Source organism: Cupriavidus sp. SIMBA_020 (genome assembly GCF_046535395.1).
GTDB classification, from domain to species: domain Bacteria; phylum Pseudomonadota; class Gammaproteobacteria; order Burkholderiales; family Burkholderiaceae; genus Cupriavidus; species Cupriavidus campinensis.
The window spans coordinates 180,064-200,470 of sequence record NZ_JAWRWU010000001.1; the positions used below are offsets into that span (position 1 = coordinate 180,064).

The window sequence follows — 20,407 nt, forward strand, 5'->3', positions numbered from 1 at the left end:
CAGGTCTCCCCTTCGAAGATGAATAAATTTCGTCGAATCACGACAGATTGTCGACGAATTATCGAGGTGAAGTCCGCCAGAGTCAAAAAACCGGCTCAGAACCAGGCACGAATGCCGGCCACGAAGCGGGTTTCGCCGCTGCGGCCGCCTGCCGTGCGGACCATGTCGGCGGTATTGCCGAACGACTGGTAGCGCTCCACGCCGATATAGGGCGCGAACTGCCGGCTGATCTCGTACCGCAGCCGGATGCCGACCGTCCCGCTCGACAATCCGCTGCCGACGCCGGTCTCCGGATCGTTCTTCCCGTACAGATTGGCCTCGATGCGCGGCTGGAGGATCCACCGCTGGGTCAGCAGCAGCTCATATTCCGCCGCCAGGCGTAGCGCGGTGCGCCCTTCCGTGCCGACATAGGCCGTCGCGTCCACCTCGAACCAGTACGGCGCCAGCCCCTGGATACCCATCGCCAGCCAGTTCCGGGCAGGACGGCCATGGCCGGCATCGTTCCGGAAGCCGAGCTGGGTGTCCCAGTACGTGCCGACCGCATGGCCCCAGAGCAATTCCGTGCGCGCGTCGTGCACCCTGCCCTGTGCGGCCTCGCCCTCGGCCTTGATCACCAGCCGGTTGTAGGTGCCGCCGAACCACGCCTGGGCCTCATAGGCGGCGGCATTGCTGCCGTTGCCGTGCGCCCATTCGAGCCGGTCGATCAGCACCGAGCCGAAGGGGTGCTCGTCCGCCATGTGCAAGGAACGATGCCCGCCCAGCGCGTACTCGCCGACGCCCAGCAGGTAGCCATCCGAATACGCATGCGGATCGCGCGCATCGGCGGGCGCGCTGCCGCCCTGCATCGCATCGTGCTGAGCCAGCGCGGCGCTCGTGCCCAGCCCGGAAAACAGCGCCGCGACAATCAATTTTTTCCTAATTTGCAGCGTCATCATGCCACCACCACTTCGCGGAACATGCCGGCGTCCATATGCATCATCAGGTGGCAATGCCAGGCCCAGCGGCCGAGCGCGTCGGCGGTGACGAGGAAGCTGATGCGCTGCGCCGGCTGGACCGGGATGGTGTGCCGTCGCGCCTGGAAAGTCCCGTCCGGCGCCTCGAGTTCGCTCCACAGGCCGTGCAGGTGCATCGGGTGGGTCATCATCGTGTCGTTGTGCAGGATCACGCGCAGCCGTTCGCCGTGGCGGAAGCGCACCGGCGTCGATTTGCCAAACTCGACCCCATCGAACGACCAGGTGTAGCGCTCCATATTGCCGGTCAGGTGCAGTTCGACTTCACGCCCCGGGCCGCGCGGGTCCATGGGGCCGCCAATCGTGACCATGTCAGAAAGGGTCAGCACGCGCCGGCCGTTATTGCGCAGGCCGATGCCGGGATCGTCAAGGTTGGTGCGGGCCATGTCGACGCGCATGTCGGTGCCCGGCCCGTACTCGGTACGCGCGTGGCGCGCCTTGGTGCTGGGCACCCGGAGCGGGTCCGGGGCGGCCGCGCCATGCTGGCTGTGGTCCATGGCCGCGTGGTCCATGGTGCCATGCCCCATCGCAGCGTGGTCCATCGCCCCATGATCCATCGTCCCGTGATCCATGCTGCCCATCATGTCGACGGCGGTGAGCCACTCGGGCTGGTCCAGCGGCGGCACGGGCGCCTCGATGCCGTCCCGCACGGCCAGCGTGCCGCGCGCGTAGCCGCTCCGGTCCATCGACTGGGCGAAGACCGTGTGGGCGTCGTCGGTCGGCGTCACGAGCACGTCGCAGGTTTCGCCCGGGCCGAAGCGGAATTCGTCGACGGAAACCGGGTCGATGCCCTGCCCGTCCACCTGCACCACCTTGAGCTTCAGCCCCGGGATCCGCACGTCGTAGAAGGTGTTGCCGGCGCCGTTGATAAAGCGCAACCGCACGGTCTCGCCGGCGCGGAACAGGCCGGTCCAGTTGCCGGCCGGCGTGACGCCGTTCATCAGGTAGGTCAGCGTGGCGCCGGAGAGGTCGGCCAGATCGGTCGGATTCATCCGCATCTGGTTCCACATCTTGCGTTTCTCCAGCGCGGCGCCGAGGCCGTCCTGCGACACATCGCGGAAGAAGTCGCCCACCGTGGGCCGGTGGTAGTTGTAGTAGTCGCTCTGGGTCTTGAGCTTGGACAGGATGCGCATCGGGTCTTCGTCCGTCCAATCGGACAGCAGCACCGAATAGTCGCGATCCGCGCGGATCGTGTCGTCATCGCCGTCGATCACAATTGCGCCGTAGACGCCGGTCATCTCCTGGAAGCCGGAATGCGAGTGGTACCAGTAGCTGCCGCTCTGCGCCACCTTGAAGCGGTAGGTGAACGTCTCGCCGGGCGCGATGCCCGGGAAGCTGATGCCGGGCACGCCATCCATCTGATAGGGCAGCAGGATGCCGTGCCAATGGAGCGACGTGGGCTCGTTCAGCCGATTGGTCACGCGGATGGTCACCGTGTCGCCCTTGCGCCAGCGCAGCGTGGGGCCGGGCAGCATGCCGTTGATGGTCGGGGCGATGGTCTTGTGGCCCGTGAAGTCAACCACGGCGTCCTGGATGACCAGATCGAACTCGGTGCCGCGCAGCACCGGCGCGGTGCCGCTACCGGCGCGGGCCGGCCCGGCGGACGCCTGCGCCCATGCCGGCACGGCGCCAACCGCCCCCAGCACGCCGCCTGCCGCCAGGCCCTGAACGAATCGACGCCTTGACAGGCCGCGCGGCGATGGCAGCAAAAGCCCCGCCGGAGATGTGGGTCGCATTGCAGTGAATCCTTGGTGTCTCTTATATAGGCGACGCCAGCTTAGGGACTTCGCAGTAACCGTCGAATGACCCGAACATTACATTCCGGTAATCTTCATGTCATGTTCATGGGGCGACATACACTGTCGCCTCGCGCGGATGGGGAGTGGGCATGAAGCTGCTGGTGGTGGAAGACGAGCCGAAAACCGGCGAATACCTGAGGCAGGGCCTCACCGAGGCCGGCTTTGTCGTGGATCTGGCCGTCAACGGCCAGGACGGCGGGCATCTGGCGATGACCGAAGCCTATGACCTCCTGATCCTCGACGTGATGCTGCCCGGCATGGATGGCTGGCGCATCCTCCAGACCCTGCGCGCCGCCGGCAACCCCGTGCCCGTGCTGTTCCTGACCGCGCGTGACAGCGTGGCCGACCGGGTCAAGGGGCTGGAACTGGGCGCCGACGACTACCTCGTCAAGCCTTTTGCCTTTTCCGAGTTACTCGCGCGAGTGCGGACCCTGCTCCGGCGCGGCACGGCCATCGTGCAGTTGGACCGCATCGAGATCGGTGACCTCGTGCTCGACCTCGCCCGCCGCCGGGCCACGCGCGCGGGCCGCCGCATCGTGCTGACCGGCAAGGAATTCGCCCTGCTGGAGTTGCTGGCCCGCCGCCGCGGCGAAGTGCTGCCGCGCTCGCTGATCGCCTCGCAGGTCTGGGACATGAATTTCGACAGCGACAGCAACGTGATCGACGTGGCCATCCGCCGGCTGCGCGCCAAGATCGACGATGACTTCGAGCCCAAGCTGATCCAGACCGTGCGCGGCATGGGCTATGTGCTCGAAGTGCCGGAGGACGAGGCGTGAGGCGCCGTTACTCGCTCACCACGCGGCTGACGGTGCTGTTCTCGCTGTCGTCGGCGGTGGTGCTGCTCGGGCTCGCCGGGCTGATCCTCTCGGCCATGGACAGCCATTTCGCCGATGAAGACTATGCGCTGCTGCGGGACAACCTCCGCGTCATCCAAAAGTCGCTGGCGCCGGGCGCCTCGCCCCATTTCGGCCAGAGCAGCCAATCCGGGCCATCCGGCCATGCCGGCGACCCCTTCGCGCACCACGCCGGCGTGCTACTCCACCTGCGCGAGGCCGATGGCCGCACCCGCTACGCCACGCCGGATTTCGACTTCACGGCGGCGCTGGCCGCCCGGCCAGTCCGCGAGGACGGCGAAGACCGCCTCGCCTGGCAGCAGGCCGGCAAGCGCTACCGGGGCCTGCGCGCAGCGGTGCCGGCCGGCGATGCCGCCCAGCCCATCGGCGTGATCCTGGCGATGGACACCGATATCCACGAGCATTTCCTGCGCGCGTTCCGCCGCTCGCTGGTGCTCTACGTGGCGCTGGCGGTGCTGGCGAGCGGGCTCTTCGGCTGGTGGGCGGCGCGGCGCGGGCTGTCGCCGCTGCGTGCGATGGCCTCGCGCGCCAAGGCCGTTACCGGCGACAAGCTCGACCAGCGCATGCCCGTGGAGGCCGTGCCCGTCGAGATGGCCGCGCTGGCCGCCGACCTGAACGCGATGCTGGCCCGCCTGCAGGACGACTTCCGCCGGCTGTCCGAATTCTCGTCGGACCTTGCCCACGAACTGCGCACGCCGCTGACCAACCTGATGACGCAGACCCAGGTGGCGCTCTCGCAGCCGCGCGACGCCGCCCGCTACCGCGACGTGCTGGCCTCCAATGTCGAGGAGCTGCAGCGCCTGTCGCGCATGGTGTCCGACATGCTCTACCTGGCCAAGATGGAGCACGGGCTCGACCTCCCTCATAAGGAATCGATCTCGATCGGCACCGAGGTGCTGGCGCTGTTCGAGTTCTACGAGGCGCTGGCCGAGGACCAGGGCATCGCCCTGCGGCTGGTGGGCGATGCGCGCATCGACGGCGACCGCCTGATGCTGCGGCGCGCGCTCAGCAATCTCCTGTCGAACGCGCTGCGGTACACCCCCGAGCACGGCAGCGTGGTAGTCACCGTCACGCAGCGTGCGGGCGAGGTGGAAGTTGCCGTGGAGAACGACGGCCCCGGCATCGCGCCGGACCTGCTGCCCGCCTTGTTCGACCGCTTCTTCCGGGGCGACAAATCGCGCGCGCGGCCGGAGTCCGAGACGGTGGGGCTGGGCCTGTCGATCACCCGCGCCATCGTCGCCGCGCACGGCGGCAGCATCTCGGTGCACTCCCAGCCCGGCACCACCCGTTTCGCGATGCAATTCCCCCCGCCCGCCCGCGAGCCGGCCGCGCCCTGACCCGCGCGGCGCGCCCGCCACATCCAGACGAACCCTATCTGTCGGCGCCGGGCGCTTCTTGCTACCCTGTGGATTCCCGAAGCCATGCCCGGCGCGCAGCCACTGGGCACGGCCCTTGCATTCGAAGCCATCGTGCAATGTTCACCGCGCGGCGACCGAGCCAGAAGCCGCGCGCGTGATCGCGGCGTGCGCCATGTCTCAGACAATCGAACCCTGTATTGCCTGATGTCTGACACCTGACGCACGCCCGGAAGAGTTCCAACCCGCGCAGTCGGGCAGGCGCCCACGCGCAACACCAGGAGAGATCGAGATGCGAGTCAAGGCAATGGCAGTTGCGGCGGCAGCCCTGCTGCTGGGCGGCACGGCAGCATGGGCGGACACCAAGTGGGACCTGCCCACCGGTTATCCGGCCACCAACCTGCACACCGAGAACCTGCAGCAGATGGCCAACGACGTGGAGAAGGCCACCGGCGGCAAGCTCAAGATCCTGCTCCATCCCAATGGCTCGCTGCTCAAGGCCAACGAAATCAAGCGCGGCGTGCAGACCGGCCAGGTGCAGATGGGCGAAATCCTGATGTCGACGCTGGCCAACGAGAACCCGGTTTTCGGGGTGGATGCCGTGCCGTTCCTGGCCACCAGCTACGCCGATTCGTTCAAGCTCTGGGAGGCCTCCAAGCCCGTCACCGAGAAGCTGCTGGACCGCCAGGGCATGAAGCTGCTCTACGCCGTGGCCTGGCCGCCGCAGGGCATCTACGCCAACAAGCCGATCAACAGTGCCGCCGACATGAAGGGCCTGAAATGGCGCGCCTATAACCCGGCCACGTCGAAGATCGCCGAACTGGTCAGCGCCCAGCCCGTGACGATCCAGGCGGCCGACCTCGCCCAGGCGCTGGCCACCGGCACGGTCAACTCGTTCATGTCCTCCGGCGCCACCGGCGTGGACACCAAGGTCTGGGAATCGGTCAAGTACTTCTACACCGTGGATGCCTGGCTGCCCAAGAACATGCTGGTGGTCAGCAAGAAGGCCTTCGCCGCGCTGGACAAGCCCACGCAGGACGCCCTGCTCAAGGCCGTGGCCGATGCCGAGAAGCGCGGCTGGCAGGTCTCCGAGCAGAAGACGCGCGAGTACCTGGCCACGCTGGCGAAGAACGGCATGACCGTGGCGCCGCCCTCGCCCCAGCTGAAGAGCGACATGCAGAAGGTGGGCCAGGTCATGGTCGACGAATGGGCCAAGAGCGCCGGCGACGACGGCAAGGCTATCCTCGGCGCCTACAAGAAGTAACCCCCCATGACCACTCCGTTGCCTGACAAGCGCTGGCTGGACCGCTGGCTGGACTTCTGCGCCGTGCTGGGCGCGCTCTGCATCCTTGCCGTGTGCATCGTCATGATTGCGATGTCGATCTCGCGCGAGACCACCATCACGCTCAAGGGCGGCGACGACATCGTCGCCTGGCTCTGCGCCGCCTCGGCCTTCCTCGTCCTCGGGCAGACCTTCCAGCACGGCGGCATCGTGCGGGTGGAGATGCTGCTCGAGGCCGTGGGGCCGCGCCGCCGCTGGATGCTGGAGCTGCTCTCGCTCTCCATCTGCCTGCTGTTCGCCGGCTACGCGTCCTGGGCGCTGGGTACCTTCGCCTGGCAGAGCTGGGACATTGGCGATGTGTCGCAGGGGCAGATCGTGATCCCGCTCTGGATTCCGCAGAGCTTCGCCGTGATCGGCGCGGTGGGCTTCCTGCTGGCCGTGGCCGACGAATGGCTGCGCGTGGTGCGGCACCAGAAGCCGCGCTACCAGCTGGCGCAGGAGGCCAAGCTGGCGTCGGGCGACTTCGGGGAGACGATCTGATGAGTACCGTTGTCGTCGCATTGATCCTGCTGGTCGTGCTGGTGGTCTTCCTGGCGGTGGGGGCGTGGATTCCGGTGGCCATCGCCGTCACGTCGTGGATCGGGCTGGTGGTGTTCTCGGACCACGACGCGCTGGTCAACCTGGCCAACGCGTGGTGGTCGTCGAGCGCGTCCTACACCCTGGCCTCGCTGCCGCTGTTCGTCTGGATGGGCGAAATCCTGTTCCGGACCAAGCTGTCCGAGCAGATGTTCTCGGGGCTCTCGCCCTGGCTCAACTGGCTGCCGGGCCGGCTGATGCACGTGAACATCCTGGGCTGCGGCATCTTCGGCTCGGTGTCGGGCTCGTCTGCGGCCACCTGCGCGACCATCGCCAAGTCGGCGCTGCCCGAGCTGACCCGGCGCGGCTACGACGAGCGCATCACGCTCGGCTCGCTCGCCACGGCCGGCACGCTGGGCATCCTGATTCCGCCGTCGATCACCATGGTGGTCTACGCGGTGTCCGCCGATGTGTCGATCATCCGCGTGTTCCTGGCCGGCTTCCTGCCCGGGCTGCTGCTGATGCTGCTGTTCTCGGGCTACATCGTGGTCTGGGCGCTGCTGAACCCAACGCGCGTGCCGCCGGCCGAGACCTTCGGCTGGCGCTCGCGGCTGGCTTCCATCCGCCAGTTGATGCCGTGCATCGTGCTGATCGCGTTCATCACGTGGATCATGATGGCCGGCTACTCCACCGCTACCGAGGCGGCGGCGTACGGGGTGGTGGCGTCGCTGGCGCTGGCCTGGATGGGCGGCTCGCTCACGCGCCGCGCGTTCTGGGACAGCCTGATGTCGGCCACGCGGCTCACGGCGATGATCATGTTCGTGCTGGGCGCCACCTCGTTCCTCTCGGTGACCATGAGCTTCACGGGCATTCCGCGCGCGCTGGCGGAGTGGGTGGCGGCGCTGCACCTGTCCCCGTGGGCGCTGATCGGCGTGCTGACGATCATCTACATCATCCTCGGCACCGCCCTGGACGGCATCTCGATGATCGCCCTGACCACCGCCACGGTGCTGCCGATGGTGCAGCAGGCCGGCTTCGATCTGGTATGGTTCGGCATCTTCATCGTGCTGCTGGTGGAGATTGCCGAGGTCACGCCGCCGGTCGGGTTCAACCTGTTCGTGTTACAGAGCATGACCGGCAAGGACAGCAACTACATCGCCCGGGTCTCGCTGCCGTTCTTCATGATGATGGTGCTTGCCATTGCCATCGTGACGGTCTGGCCGGCCGTGGTCACGTGGCTGCCGGACGTGGTGATGGCGAAGGAGCTGAAGTAGCGGAGGCGCCATCGACAGGGTTCATCGACACAGGGACAGACCGCCAAGATGCATGTGATCGTGATCGGTGCCGGCGTGATCGGCGTGTGCTCTGCCTGGTATCTGCGCCAGGCCGGTTTCTCCGTGACGGTGCTCGAGCGGCGCGGCGCGCCGGCGCAGGAGGCCAGCTTCGGCAATGCCGGTGTGATCGCGCCGGGCTATGTCACGCCGTGGGCCGCGCCGGGCATGCCGGGCAAGATCCTGCGGACGCTGTTCCAGCGCGAATCCCCCGTTGTCTTCCGGCCCAGCGCCGATCCGGCCATGTGGCGCTGGATCGGCCGCTGGCTGCGCGAGTGCCAGCCGGAGCGCTATCGCGCCAACAAGCTGCGCATGCAGCGCCTGGCGTTCTACAGCCGCGACTGCCTGCACGGGTTGCGCGCGGAACTCGAGATCGAGTACGAGCAGTCGCGCGGCTATCTGCAATTGTTCCGCACCCAGCGGGATCTTGACCTCGCCGCGCCGGCACTGGCCGTCCTGCGCGAGAACCACGTACCCCATCAACTGGTGGATGCCGCCGGGTGCCGGCGGATCGAACCCGGCCTGGCCGCCGACACGGCGCTGGCTGGCGGCCTGCACCTTCCCGAGGACGAATCGGGCAACTGCCCGATGTTCGTGCGACGGCTGCACCAGCATGCCGAGGCGGCGGGTGTGCAATTCCGGCTCGATACCGACGTGACCCGGCTGCGCGCCGCCGACAATGGCGGCCTGATCGTCGAACTGGCCGCCCCGCGCGGCGCCAAGCCGGAGACGCTCCGGGCGGACCGTGTGCTGGTGGCCGCCGGCGTCGGCAGCGCCGCGCTGCTGCGCCCGCTGGGGCTGCGCGTGCCGCTCTATCCGGTAAAGGGCTACTCGGCCACGGTCATGGTGCGCGACGAATTGCAGGCGCCGCTCGCCGCCCTGATGGACGAGTCGTACAAGGTAGCCATCACGCGCATGGGCAACCGGCTGCGCGTGGCCGGCACGGCGGAACTCGGCTCACGCCGACTGGACCCGCGCCCCGCCGCGCTCGACACGCTGATCAAGGTGGCGCGCGACTGGTTCCCGGTGGCCGGCCACTACAACGAGGCCACGCTGTGGGCCGGCGCCCGGCCAATGCTGCCGGACGGCCCGCCGCTGATCGGCGCCACGCGCGTGCCGGGCCTGTTCCTGAACCTCGGCCACGGCTCCACGGGCTGGGCGATGGGCTGCGGATCGGGCAAAATCGCGGCGGACCAGATTGCCGCGAGCGCGGGACAAGGCGACGGGCCCGCCATCGACATGGACGGCCTCACCCCCGCGCGCTACGGCCTGGCCCCCGCCTGAAACTGGCTCCGATACTGGCTGGATGCCCACCATGACCGCCTCGCCCTCCCCGTCTTCCGCGTCTTCCGCGTCTTCCGCAACGCACGACTGGCTGCCGCTCGACCCCACCGGCACCGATGCCACGCCGCTCCATGACGTAGCCACGATCCGCGAGATCGAGCACGCCGCGCTGGCGGCCCTGCCCGCCTTCACGCTGATGACGCGCGCCGGCCACGCCGCCGCCGACTGGCTGGCGCAGCAGGTGCCGGACGGCCGCATCGTCCTGCTGGCCGGCGCCGGCAACAATGGCGGCGATGCGCTGGTTGCGGCCACGCGGCTGCACCAGTCGGGGCGGCAGGTCGAAGTCTGGCTGACTGCCGAGACCGACCGGCTCCCGCCCGATGCCTCGCGGGCCTGGACCGAGGCCCGCACGGCCGGCGTGCCGCTGCTGGCCGTGCCGGCCGACCCATCCAACGCCACGGCCGCCCTGCCGCCCTGGCCGGCAGGCTGCACGGCCCTGGTCGACGGCCTGCTCGGCATCGGCCTGAACCGTCCGGCGGACGGCAACATGGCGCGCTGGATCGACCATGTGAACGCCGCCGGACTGCCGGTGTACGCGCTGGACATCCCGAGCGGGCTGTTCGCCGATACCGGCGCGGGCCGGCCGGCCATCCGCGCGCGCCGCACACTGACCTTCATCGCCGCCAAGCCGGGCCTGCTGACGCTGGATGGCCGCGACTGCGCGGGCGAAATCGACATCGCCCCGCTCGGCCTGCCCTATCCGCCCACGCAGACCGCTATCGCCCATGTGAACCTGCCGGGCGCATTCCGCGACGCGCTGCCGGGGCGGCCGCATGCGGTGAACAAGGGCACCTTCGGCTCGCTGGCGGTACTCGGCGGCAGCCACGGCATGGCCGGGGCGCCGCTGCTCGGCGCGCGGGCTGCGCTGCATCTGGGCGCGGGGCGCGTGCATGTGGGCTTCCTCGCCCAGCCGGCGCCGTTGATGGACCCGGTCCACCCCGAACTGATGCTGCACGATGTGGCCGACATGGCCGTCGAGACCATGTCGGCGCTGGTCATCGGACCGGGCATGGGCACCGGCGGCGCGGCGGGCAAGCTGCTGGGGCAATGGATCGACACCTGCGCCAAGGTGGGCTCGCCCCCGCCGCTCGTGCTTGATGCCGATGCGCTGAACCTGCTGGCTGGCGACCAGACGCTGGCTGATGCCCTGCGCGCCAGCGGCGTGCCGCACGTGATGACGCCGCACCCGCTGGAAGCGGCGCGGCTGCTTGGCTGCACCGTGGCCGAGATCCAGCGCGACCGGCTCAGTGCCGCGCGGGCGCTGGCCGCTGCATGGCAGGCCACGATTGTGCTGAAGGGCTCCGGCACGCTCATCGCGGCGGCTGGCGTGGACAGCATCGCCATCAATCCAACCGGCAACGCCGCGCTGGCCACGGCCGGTACGGGCGATGTGCTGGCCGGCATGATCGGCGCGCTGCTGGCGCAAGGCATGGCGCCGACGGACGCCGCCTGCGCGGCGGTCTGGATCCACGGGCGCGCCGCCGACCGGCTTGTCAGCAACGGCACCGGTCCGGCCGGCATGACCGCCAGCGAACTCTACCTGCCCGCCCGGGCCATCCTCAATGCGCTGCCCCAGGGCCGGGCGGCATGACCCAGGCCGCCAGTCTCGCCACGGGCGATGATCCGCGCCGCCGCCTGCTGACCGGCATCGCGCTGCTGGTGCTCGGCCAATGGATCCTGAGCCTGCTCGACGCCACCGGCAAGACGCTGACCCAGCAGGGGCTGCCCGTGGCCGCGGTGGCATGGGTGCGCTACCTCGGCCACGTGGTGGCCATCTTCCTGTTGCTGGGGCCGGCGCGCTGGCGCCTGCAATATCGGCCCTCGCGGCCGCGCCTCCAGTGGCTGCGCGGCGTGCTGATGCTGGCCTCGACGCTGGTGTTCTTCAGCGTGCTGCGCCTGATGCCGCTAGCGCAGGCCACCGCGCTCAACTTCTGCGCGCCGCTGTTCGTGGTGGCGCTGTCGCCGTGGCTGCTCGGCGAGCGCCCGGGCGCGCACGCGCGCTGGACGCGCTGGATAGGCGTCGGCATCGGCTTCGCCGGCATGCTGGTGGTGGTGCGGCCCGGCGGCGAGCTGAGCGCGCTCGGCGTGGGGCTCGGGTTGCTCTCTGCGATGTTGTTTGCGCTGCTGCAAATGCTGACGCGCCACATTGCCGCCCATGACGCACCGATGACCACGCTGATCCAGAGCGGCGTGACCGGCGCGGTGCTGACCACGCTCATCGTGCCGTTCTTCTGGTTCGAGGCAGTGCCCACGCCGGCGCAGGCCGCGCTGCTGCTGTCGGCCGGCATCACCGGGTCACTCGGGCATTACTTCGTGATCCGCGCGTTCCAGTACGCCGATGCCTCGTTCCTGAGCCCCTTCCTGTACCTGCAGATCTTCTCGGCCACGGTGGTCGGGTACTTCGCCTTCGGCCAGCTGCCGGACTGGACCACCGCGCTCGGCATTGCCGTCATCTGCGCGGGCGGCGTCTGCGTGGCCGGCGGGGAGCCGTTGCTGCGCCGTGTGGCGGGCCGGCTCGCGGCACGCGCCCGTCCGCGCACTTGAGGCGCACCGGGGAACGCACCACGTCGGACAATGTCCGATAAAACACGGGCGCCATGGCTGCTAAGGTAGCGTGTGCGTCCGCCCATCTGCCCTTGGTGACGCAATCGGAACAAAAGACGGGAAAGAACCGTCCGTTACCGCGCATGTGCCGCCAAATTCCGGCGATATACTAGCGCTGCCCGCCGCGCCGGGCGTTTGCCCTCCCTGACAAACCGAACACCGCATGCCGACTGAACTCCACGCCTGGACCGCCCTTCGCCAACACCACGACGCCATCCGCCACACGCCGATGCAGGACTGGTTTGCCGAAGCGGAAGCTGCCCGACGGGTCGGGGACTTCTCGCTGGAAGCCGCCGGCCTGTACCTGGACTACTCCAAGAACCGCATCACGTTCGAAACCTTTGCGCTGCTGATGAAGCTGGCCGAGGAAGCCGGCGTGACGCAGCGCCGGGACGCCATGTTCGCGGGCGAACACATCAACACCACCGAAGACCGCGCCGCCCTGCACGTGGCGCTGCGCGCGCTGCCCGATGCGCCGTTCAAGGTGGATGGCGTCTCCGTGATGCCAGCCATCCACGACGTGCGCTGCCGCATGCAGGACTTCTCCGAACGCGTGCGCGGCGGCGCCTGGACAGGCTCCACCGGCCAGACCATCACCGACGTCGTCAACATCGGCATCGGCGGTTCCGACCTCGGCCCGCGCATGGTCTGCCGCGCGCTGGCGCATCTGGGCGACCAGACCGGGCCGCGCATCCACTTCGTCTCCAATGTAGATGGCACCGAGCTGGCCGAAACGCTCGTCCGCCTCAACCCGGCCCGCACGCTGGTGATCATCTGCTCCAAGACGTTCACCACGCTCGAAACCATGGCCAACGCGCGCAGCATGCGCGACTGGTTCCTGCGCAACGGCGTGGCCGAGAACCAGCTGGCGCGGCATTTCGTGGCGGTGTCCACCAACCGCGAGGCGGTGACCGAGTTCGGCATCGACCCCGCCAACATGTTCGAATTCTGGGACTGGATTGGCGGCCGCTTCTCGCTATGGTCGTCGGTGGGCCTGTCGATTGCGCTGGCCGTGGGCTTCGATGCCTTCGACGACCTGCTGCTCGGCGCGCGCGCCATGGACGACCACTTCCGCACCGCCCCGCTGGCGCGCAACATGCCCGTGGTGATGGCGATGCTGGGCATCTGGTATCGAAATTTCTTCGGCATGCCAACCAGCTGCATGGCGCCGTACTCGACCTCGCTCGAACTGTTCCCGGCATTCCTGCAGCAGTTGGAGATGGAGAGCAACGGGAAGTCGGTCCAGCTGGACGGCCAGCCGGCGCACGTGCAGACGTCGCCCGTGGTCTGGGGCACCGCCGGCACCAACGGCCAGCACGCCTACTTCCAGATGATTCACCAGGGCTCGCAGATCGTGCCGGTCGACTTCGTGGCCCCGCTGGTGCCGCCGCGCAGCCTGCCCGGCCACCATGCCAAGCTGCTGGCCAACTGCTTCGCGCAGGCCGAGGCGCTGATGCGCGGACGCAGCGCGGAAGAGTTGCGGGCGGCCGGCATGACCGATGAGGACCGCCTGCCCCACATGGTGTTCGAGGGCAACCGCCCGAGCAACACGCTGCTGATGGAAGACCTGACGCCGCATGTGCTCGGCGCGCTGATCGCGCTCTACGAGCACCGCACCTTCGTGCAGGGCGTGGTGTGGAACATCAATTCGTTCGACCAGTGGGGCGTGGAGCTGGGCAAGATTCTCGCGCGCCCGATCGAGGCCGAACTCAATGGCAGCGCCCACGCCACCCACGATGCGTCCACGGCGGCGCTGATCGCCCGCGCGCGCCGCGTGCTGGCGCGCGGCTGACGCCGCGCCCGCCGCAGCGTCAGACTTCGGTGCCCATCCACTCGTCGCTGGCCACGCGGCCGGCGTCGATGGTCAGGATGCGGGCGCAGCGCGCCGCCACGGAGCGGTCGTGCGTGACCAGCACCAGCGTGGACCCGGCGTTGCGGTTCAACTCGAACATCAGCGCGATCACGGCCTCGCCGGTGCTCGTGTCGAGGCTGCCGGTCGGCTCATCGGCGAACAGGATGTCCGGCCGGGCGACAAACGCCCGGGCCAGCGCCACGCGCTGCTGTTCCCCGCCGGAAAGCGTGCGCGGATAGTGGGTGAGGCGCTTGCCCAGGCCTACGCGCTCGAGCATTTCCGTGGCGCGTTCGCGCACGCGGTCGGTCTCGCCGCGCAGCTCGAGCGGCAGCATCACGTTTTCGAGCGCGGTCAGGTGGCCCACCAGTTGGAACGACTGGAACACGAAGCCCACGTGCCGGCCACGCAGCGCGGCGCGCTGGTCTTCATCGAGCGTGAACAGGTCCTGGCCGTGCAGCCGCACCGAACCCGTGCTGGGCAGGTCCAGGCCCGCCAGCAGCCCCAGCAGCGTGGATTTTCCCGAGCCGGACGCGCCGACGATGGCCAGCGTTTCGCCCGGCGTGACGGAAAACGAGACGTCGTGCAAAATCGTCAGCGAACCCGTCGTGTCGGCAACGGTCTTTCCGAGTGACTCGACAGCGAGAATGGAAGAGGACATGAGCGAGAGGATTGGATACGGTTGGCGCCCCCGGGCGCTGGCGGCGTGCGGTGCGATGCTGGGCGCGGCGATGTTGATGGTGGCGCTGCCGGCTGGTGCCCAGGCCCAGGCCCGACCAGCGGCGGCGAAACCGGCTGCCACTGCCGCACCCGCGGTGCTGGTGCTTGGCGACAGCCTGTCGGCCGAGTACGGTATCGCGCGGGGCACCGGTTGGGTCAGCCTGCTGCAGGACCGCCTGCACAAGGAGCGCCTCGATTATAGCGTTGTCAATGCCAGCATCAGCGGCGAGACCACCTCGGGCGGCAAGACGCGCCTGCCGGACCTGCTCGCCCGACACAAGCCGGCCGTCGTGGTGGTGGAGCTTGGCGCTAACGATGCCCTGCGCGGCCTGTCCCTGCAAGCCACCGAAACCAACCTGCGCGGCATGCTGACGGCGGCGCGCCAGGCAGGCGCGGGTGTGGTGCTGGTCGGCATGCGGATTCCACCAAATTATGGCCCCGACTATACCGAGCGCTTCTTCGCGCTCTATGGCAAGCTGGCCGGCGAGTATCGCGTGAATCTGGTGCCGTTCTTCCTCGACAAGGTGATCGCCCGGCCCGAGTGGTTCCAGGACGATCGTATCCACCCCACCTCGGCTGCCCAGGCCACGCTGCTCGACAATGTCTGGCCCCAGTTGCAGCCGCTGCTGAAGTCACCTGCGAAGAAGCGCTGAGGCCGGCTGACGCCGGCAGTCGTCACCGGGCCCAAAAACAAAGAACCCCTGCTGGTCGATGACCGCAGGGGTTCTTCGCCTGAGCAGGCGCGCCGGTTACTGCGCTGCGCCTTCGCTGGCCGGTACGTCGGTGGCCGTGATCGGACGCAGGATCTTGACCTTCGCCCGCGCCTTCAGCGACTCATAGTAGGCGGCGAGTTCGGTCTGGCCGGCCAGTTGGGCCAGCTGCTGCGCCTCGGCATCGCGCTGGCCCGGGTTCGCCGTGGTCGGCGAGCTGACCTTGGCGATGCGATAAATCGCATAGCCATCTGCACCGAGGTCCACGCCAACCACCGCGGGCAGCTTGGTTGCGTCGGCACGCATGATGGCCTCGACCGCCTTCGGCGACAGGCCGTCTGCCTTGGTACGCGAGACCGTCACAGTCTGGCCGAAGCCGGCGGCGCTGTCGGCTTTCTTCAGCGCCTCGAGCTTGGCTTCGCCATCCTTGCGGGCCAGTTCGGCAGCCTGCTGGGTGACGTAGGCCTGGCGCACCTGAGCTTCCACGTCCTCGAACTTGCGCGCGGTGGCCGGGCGGTAGTCGACGATCCGTGCCGCCACCAGCGTGGTCGGGCCCACCTGCACCGCTTCGGTGTTGCGCTTGTTCTTGAGCGCATCGTCGCTGAACAGGGCCTTGAGCACCTTTTCGTTGTTGAGCGGGTTCTGCGCGCCCAGCGCCAGGTTCGGCGTGCGGGTCACATTGTCGGCGGTCTGGATCGTCAGCTTGAACTTGTCGGCGGCCGGCTTGAGGCTTTCTGACTGTTCGTAGACGGTATTGCCGAAGGCATCGGCCAGCTCGGTGTACTTCTTGCTCGCCAGCTGCTTCTTGAGTTCGGCTTCCAGTTCGGGGCGCACGGCCTCGAGCGGCTGCGTCTCGGCGGGCTTGATGCCGGTCAGCTTGATGATGTGGTAGCCGTAGTCGGTTTCTACCACGTCGCTGATCTGTCCGTCCTTGAGCGCGTACATGGCGTCCTCGAACGGCTTGACCAGCGCGCCGCGCCCCATGAAGCCGAGGTCGCCGCCCTTCTCCGCCGAACCCGGGTCTTGCGACTGCTTCTTCGCCACATCGGCGAACGTCTCGGGATGCTTGCGCAGGTCTTCCAGCAGCTTGGTGGCCTTGTCCTTCGCGGCCTTGCGGTCGGCGTCCTTGCCGTCCTTGGGCGCGGCGATCAGGATGTGGCTCGCACGGCGTTGCTCGTCAGTCCGGAAACGGGCGATGTTGCTCTCGTAGTAGGACTTGAGTTCTTCCGGCGTGACGGTCTGGCTGGCGGCCAGCGCGTCACCGGACAGCACCACGTACTCCACCTTCGCCTGTTCCGGCGTGGTGTAGGTCGACACGTGTGCGTCGTAGTAGGCCTTCAGGGCGGCGGCGTCAGCCGTAACCTTGGCCGTGAAATCGGCCGGCTTGATCGTCAGCGTCTGCACGTCGCGCTGCTGGTCGCGCACGGCGATCAGGCGGTCCAGCAGCGACTTCGGCACGAACGCCGTGGTGCCCACGGCGCCGCCAAGCTGCTGTGTGGCCAGCTCGAAGCGCAGGCGCGCATCGAACTGCTCGGGCGTCATGCCCTGCGTTGCCAGCAACTGGATGTAGGCCTTGTCGTCGAACTTGCCGTCCGCCGTCTTCAACTGGGCGATGGCCGGAATGTTCTGGATGGCTGCCGCCACCTGGGCGTCAGACACCGTCAGATTCTTCTTGGCGGTGGCGTCGGACACCACGCGCTGCAGGATCAGCTGGTTCACCACGGACTGGCGCGCGGCGGCACCTTCGAACATGCGCGGATCGTACTGATTGCCCAGCATCTGGCGCATGCGCTCACTCTGGTCGCGCACCACGTTGTCCACTTCCTGAACGGTGATCGCGCGGCCATCGACCTTGGCGACGTCGTGCGAGGTGTCCATGAAGCGCGAATAGCTTTCCACGCCGAAGAATACGAACGACGGGAAGACAAGCACCAGCAGCAGCAAAAGCATCAGGCGCCGGTTGTTGCGTACGAAATCAAGCATGCTGATTCTGGTAAGGGGTTGGCACGAAGACAAACTCTGCGATTCTATCAGGTGCCGGGCGCGAAACCGTCATTTGCTGATGCGACAGCGTCACGTGAGGGGGAATGGCTGGGAAGACAACAGATACAAAAAAACCCGCTTGCGCGGGCGATTTTGCTTGGCGGAGTGGACGGGACTCGAACCCGCGACCCCCGGCGTGACAGGCCGGTATTCTAACCAACTGAACTACCACTCCTGCGTGGATTCCCTGGGATGGTGAAGTGGTGGGTGCTGAGGGGCTCGAACCCCCGACCTACGCCTTGTAAGGGCGCCGCTCTACCAACTGAGCTAAGCACCCACTAGACCATCGCGGACGTGCGCGCCCGCTGGGTAATCTCGCTTCGCACGACTCGGCGGTTACTGCCTGGCTGCCGCTGTTTGCGTTGCGAGGCCGCGATTGTAATACGAGACTTTTCGCTTTGCCAAGCCCGGCGGCGCAAAAAAAATGCCGCGGGGAATACCCGCGGCACTTCCTGACAGCGCTTGGTCAATCAGTGATGAATCATCTCGACCTGGGCCTTGGCCTTGTCCGCCACCTCGGCGGGCTTGGCCTCTTCCTCAGGCAGCGGCTCGGGCTTGCGCTCGAGTGCCAGCTCCAGCACCTTGTCGATCCAGCGAACCGGCACGATCTCGATGGCGTTCTTCACGTTGTCCGGAATCTCGGCGAGATCCTTGACGTTCTCCTCGGGGATCAGCACCAGCTTGATGCCGCCACGATGGGCCGCCAGCAGCTTCTCCTTGAGCCCGCCGATCGGCAGCACCTCGCCGCGCAGCGTGATCTCGCCGGTCATGGCCACGTCCGCCCGCACCGGAATGCCGGTCAGCACCGACACGAGTGCAGTCGTCATCGCCCCACCGGCCGACGGACCATCCTTGGGCGTGGCGCCTTCGGGTACGTGGATGTGGATGTCGCGCTTCTCGAACATCTCATCCGTGATCCCCAGGCGACGTGCCCGCGAACGCACCACCGAACGCGCAGCCTCGACCGATTCCTTCATCACATCGCCCAGCGAGCCGGTACGCGTGATGTTGCCCTTGCCCGGCATGATCGCGGCCTCGATGGTCAGCAGATCACCGCCCACCTCGGTCCACGCGAGGCCGGTCACCTGGCCCACCTGGTTTTCCTTGCCGGCCAGGCCGAAGTCGTACTTGCGCACGCCCAGGAACTTGTCCAGGTTCTCCGAATCGACCTTCACCGCGCCCGATTCCTTCTTCAGGAGCAGCAGCTTGACCACCTTGCGCGCGATCTTCGACACCTCGCGTTCCAGCGACCGCACACCGGCTTCCCGGGTGTAGTAGCGGATGATGTCGCGGATGGCGGCTTCGGTGATGTCGATCTCGCCAGCCTTCAGACCATTGTTCTTGATCTGCTTGGGCAGCAGGTAGCGCGTGGCGATGTTCACCTTCTCGTCTTCGGTGTAGCCCGAGAGGCGAATCACTTCCATGCGGTCCAGCAGCGGCGGCGGGATGTTCAGCGAGTTCGACGTCGCCACGAACATCACGTCCGACAGGTCGAAGTCCACCTCGATGTAGTGGTCCTGGAACGTGTGGTTCTGTTCCGGGTCCAGCACCTCGAGCAGCGCTGACGACGGATCGCCGCGGAAGTCCATGCCCATCTTGTCGATCTCGTCGAGCAGGAACAGCGGATTGCGCACGCCAACCTTCGACAGGCTCTGCAGGATCTTGCCCGGCATCGAGCCGATATAGGTCCTGCGGTGGCCGCGGATCTCGGCCTCGTCACGCACGCCACCCAGTGCCATGCGCACGAACTTGCGGTTCGTGGCGCGCGCCACCGACTGGCCGAGCGAGGTCTTGCCCACGCCGGGGGGGCCAACCAGGCACAGGATCGGCGCCTTCACCTTGTCCACGCGCTGTTGCACCGCGAGGTACTCGAGAATCCGTTCCTTGACCTTCTCGAGGCCATAGTGGTCTTCGTCGAGCACGCGCTCGGCGTTCGCCAGGTCGTTATTGACCTTGCTCTTCTTGCGCCACGGCAGGTTGACCAGCGTGTCGATGTAGTTGCGCACGACGGTGGCTTCGGCCGACATCGGCGACATCAGCTTGAGCTTCTTGAACTCGGCGTCGGCCTTCTTCTTGGCCTCCTTGGGCATGCGTGCGGCCTTGATGCGCTTGTCCAGCTCCTCAAGGTCGGCGCCTTCCTCGCCCTCGCCCAATTCCTTCTGAATCGCCTTGACCTGCTCGTTCAGGTAGTACTCGCGCTGGCTCTTCTCCATCTGGCGCTTCACGCGGCCACGGATGCGCTTTTCCACCTGCAGGATGTCGATCTCGCCCTCGAGCTGCGACAGCAGGCTCTCGAGACGCTCGGTCACGTTGACCATCTCGAGGATCTTCTGCTTCTGCTCGAGCTTGATCGGCAGATGCGCGGCGATGGTATCGGCCAGGCGGCCGGCCTCGTCGATGCCCGACAGCGACGTCAGGATCTCGGGCGGGATCTTCTTGTTCAGCTTCACATACTGGTCGAACTGCGACACGATGGCGCGGCGCAGGGCCTCGGTCTCGGCGGATTCGACCGGCGCGGGCGGCACGGGCACGGCTTCGCACATGAAGTGCGAATCGTCCTCGCTCACCTCGGTGATATTCGCGCGTTGCGTGCCTTCCACGAGCACCTTCACGGTGCCGTCGGGCAGCTTCAGCATTTGCAGGATATTGGCGATGCAGCCGACCTCGTACAGGTCGTCAGCCGTCGGCTCGTCCTTGGCAGCCGTCTTCTGGGCCACGAGCATGATGCTCTTGCCCGACTCCATCGCAGTCTCAAGCGCCTTGATGGACTTCGGGCGACCCACGAACAGCGGGATCACCATGTGCGGAAACACCACCACGTCGCGCAGCGGCAACAGTGGGAGGCGAATCGGCTCAGCCGGGAGGAGTTGTGTTCCGGACATCATTTTCCCCAGTCAGTCATTTAAGGCGTAAATAGGGTCACGGGAATC

General features: G+C 67.5%; 15 protein-coding genes and 2 tRNA genes. 10 read left to right on the forward strand and 7 right to left on the reverse strand.

Annotated elements, in window-relative coordinates:
* Window positions 1-95: 95 nt before the first annotated feature.
* Both SB751_RS00855 and SB751_RS00860 read right to left on the reverse strand, forming a co-directional pair.
* Window positions 96-932 carry a copper resistance protein B gene (locus SB751_RS00855; protein WP_144196250.1) on the reverse strand — a complete coding sequence of 279 codons (837 nt, stop codon included), beginning with the start codon at window positions 930-932 and terminating at the stop codon, window positions 96-98.
* The gene (locus SB751_RS00860; protein WP_250025243.1) at window positions 932-2,746 is read right to left on the reverse strand and encodes a copper resistance system multicopper oxidase; all 1,815 of its coding nucleotides are present in this window, start codon (window positions 2,744-2,746) and stop codon (window positions 932-934) included. Before SB751_RS00860 ends, SB751_RS00855 begins: the two co-directional genes overlap by 1 nt.
* Window positions 2,747-2,898: 152 nt before the next feature.
* Between SB751_RS00860 and SB751_RS00865 the strand changes: the two genes are divergently transcribed.
* From SB751_RS00865 to pgi, 9 genes are all read left to right on the forward strand, one after another.
* Window positions 2,899-3,585: a heavy metal response regulator transcription factor gene (locus SB751_RS00865; protein WP_144195589.1), complete on the forward strand. Its 687-nt coding sequence runs from the start codon at window positions 2,899-2,901 to the stop codon at window positions 3,583-3,585.
* Complete coding sequence (locus tag SB751_RS00870) at window positions 3,582-5,000, forward strand: heavy metal sensor histidine kinase (RefSeq protein ID WP_144195591.1); 1,419 nt, start codon at window positions 3,582-3,584, stop codon at window positions 4,998-5,000. The genes SB751_RS00865 and SB751_RS00870 overlap by 4 nt, the downstream gene beginning before the upstream one ends.
* 310 nt (window positions 5,001-5,310) lie before the next feature.
* Entirely contained in the window at window positions 5,311-6,282 is a 972-nt protein-coding gene (locus tag SB751_RS00875; RefSeq protein ID WP_144195593.1) for a TRAP transporter substrate-binding protein, read from the forward strand.
* Between the two features lie 6 nt (window positions 6,283-6,288).
* Window positions 6,289-6,840: a TRAP transporter small permease subunit gene (locus tag SB751_RS00880; protein WP_144195595.1), complete on the forward strand. Its 552-nt coding sequence runs from the start codon at window positions 6,289-6,291 to the stop codon at window positions 6,838-6,840.
* Window positions 6,840-8,150, forward strand: a complete 1,311-nt coding sequence (locus tag SB751_RS00885) for a TRAP transporter large permease (RefSeq protein ID WP_144195597.1) — start codon at window positions 6,840-6,842, stop codon at window positions 8,148-8,150. The genes SB751_RS00880 and SB751_RS00885 overlap by 1 nt, the downstream gene beginning before the upstream one ends.
* Window positions 8,151-8,198: 48 nt before the next feature.
* Window positions 8,199-9,491, forward strand: a complete 1,293-nt coding sequence (locus SB751_RS00890; protein ID WP_144195599.1) for a D-amino acid dehydrogenase — start codon at window positions 8,199-8,201, stop codon at window positions 9,489-9,491.
* Between the two features lie 31 nt (window positions 9,492-9,522).
* Complete coding sequence (locus SB751_RS00895) at window positions 9,523-11,142, forward strand: NAD(P)H-hydrate dehydratase (protein ID WP_410747720.1); 1,620 nt, start codon at window positions 9,523-9,525, stop codon at window positions 11,140-11,142.
* Window positions 11,139-12,095, forward strand: coding sequence for a DMT family transporter (locus SB751_RS00900; RefSeq protein ID WP_144195603.1), 957 nt, complete (start codon window positions 11,139-11,141; stop codon window positions 12,093-12,095). The genes SB751_RS00895 and SB751_RS00900 overlap by 4 nt, the downstream gene beginning before the upstream one ends.
* 223 nt (window positions 12,096-12,318) lie before the next feature.
* On the forward strand, window positions 12,319-13,947 hold the full coding sequence (pgi, locus tag SB751_RS00905; protein ID WP_410747721.1) for a glucose-6-phosphate isomerase: 1,629 nt from the start codon (window positions 12,319-12,321) through the stop codon (window positions 13,945-13,947).
* A gap of 19 nt (window positions 13,948-13,966) precedes the next feature.
* On the opposite strand, the gene SB751_RS00910 is transcribed toward pgi, so the two are convergent.
* Complete coding sequence (locus SB751_RS00910) at window positions 13,967-14,665, reverse strand: ABC transporter ATP-binding protein (protein WP_144195607.1); 699 nt, start codon at window positions 14,663-14,665, stop codon at window positions 13,967-13,969.
* Here SB751_RS00910 and SB751_RS00915 point away from each other — a divergent pair.
* Window positions 14,664-15,377, forward strand: a complete 714-nt coding sequence (locus SB751_RS00915; protein WP_186296742.1) for an arylesterase — start codon at window positions 14,664-14,666, stop codon at window positions 15,375-15,377. The genes SB751_RS00910 and SB751_RS00915 overlap by 2 nt on opposite strands.
* Window positions 15,378-15,473: 96 nt before the next feature.
* Here SB751_RS00915 and SB751_RS00920 read toward each other — a convergent pair whose 3' ends face one another.
* The 4 genes from SB751_RS00920 to lon all read right to left on the reverse strand — a co-directional run bounded on the left by SB751_RS00920 (window position 15,474) and on the right by lon (window position 20,359).
* Window positions 15,474-17,417, reverse strand: a complete 1,944-nt coding sequence (locus tag SB751_RS00920) for a SurA N-terminal domain-containing protein (protein ID WP_410747722.1) — start codon at window positions 17,415-17,417, stop codon at window positions 15,474-15,476.
* A gap of 158 nt (window positions 17,418-17,575) precedes the next feature.
* Window positions 17,576-17,652 (reverse strand) — tRNA-Asp (locus SB751_RS00925).
* A 26-nt stretch (window positions 17,653-17,678) separates the two neighbouring features.
* Window positions 17,679-17,754 (reverse strand) — tRNA-Val (locus tag SB751_RS00930).
* 193 nt (window positions 17,755-17,947) lie between these two features.
* Window positions 17,948-20,359 carry an endopeptidase La gene (gene lon, locus SB751_RS00935; protein WP_144196254.1) on the reverse strand — a complete coding sequence of 804 codons (2,412 nt, stop codon included), beginning with the start codon at window positions 20,357-20,359 and terminating at the stop codon, window positions 17,948-17,950.
* Between the last annotated feature and the right edge of the window lie 48 nt (window positions 20,360-20,407).

What these genes read in the sequence shown, in the direction of transcription:
- SB751_RS00895 (WP_410747720.1), top strand. Translation starts at nt 9,523, where the DNA reads ATGACCGCCTCGCCCTCCCCGTCTTCCGCGTCTTCCGCGTCTTCCGCA.
- SB751_RS00920 (WP_410747722.1), bottom strand. Translation starts at nt 17,417, where the DNA reads ATGCTTGATTTCGTACGCAACAACCGGCGCCTGATGCTTTTGCTGCTG.
- SB751_RS00915 (WP_186296742.1), top strand. Translation starts at nt 14,664, where the DNA reads ATGAGCGAGAGGATTGGATACGGTTGGCGCCCCCGGGCGCTGGCGGCG.
- SB751_RS00910 (WP_144195607.1), bottom strand. Translation starts at nt 14,665, where the DNA reads ATGTCCTCTTCCATTCTCGCTGTCGAGTCACTCGGAAAGACCGTTGCC.
- SB751_RS00855 (WP_144196250.1), bottom strand. Translation starts at nt 932, where the DNA reads ATGACGCTGCAAATTAGGAAAAAATTGATTGTCGCGGCGCTGTTTTCC.
- SB751_RS00900 (WP_144195603.1), top strand. Translation starts at nt 11,139, where the DNA reads ATGACCCAGGCCGCCAGTCTCGCCACGGGCGATGATCCGCGCCGCCGC.
- SB751_RS00860 (WP_250025243.1), bottom strand. Translation starts at nt 2,746, where the DNA reads ATGCGACCCACATCTCCGGCGGGGCTTTTGCTGCCATCGCCGCGCGGC.
- SB751_RS00890 (WP_144195599.1), top strand. Translation starts at nt 8,199, where the DNA reads ATGCATGTGATCGTGATCGGTGCCGGCGTGATCGGCGTGTGCTCTGCC.
- SB751_RS00865 (WP_144195589.1), top strand. Translation starts at nt 2,899, where the DNA reads ATGAAGCTGCTGGTGGTGGAAGACGAGCCGAAAACCGGCGAATACCTG.
- SB751_RS00885 (WP_144195597.1), top strand. Translation starts at nt 6,840, where the DNA reads ATGAGTACCGTTGTCGTCGCATTGATCCTGCTGGTCGTGCTGGTGGTC.
- pgi (WP_410747721.1), top strand. Translation starts at nt 12,319, where the DNA reads ATGCCGACTGAACTCCACGCCTGGACCGCCCTTCGCCAACACCACGAC.
- lon (WP_144196254.1), bottom strand. Translation starts at nt 20,359, where the DNA reads ATGTCCGGAACACAACTCCTCCCGGCTGAGCCGATTCGCCTCCCACTG.
- SB751_RS00880 (WP_144195595.1), top strand. Translation starts at nt 6,289, where the DNA reads ATGACCACTCCGTTGCCTGACAAGCGCTGGCTGGACCGCTGGCTGGAC.
- SB751_RS00875 (WP_144195593.1), top strand. Translation starts at nt 5,311, where the DNA reads ATGCGAGTCAAGGCAATGGCAGTTGCGGCGGCAGCCCTGCTGCTGGGC.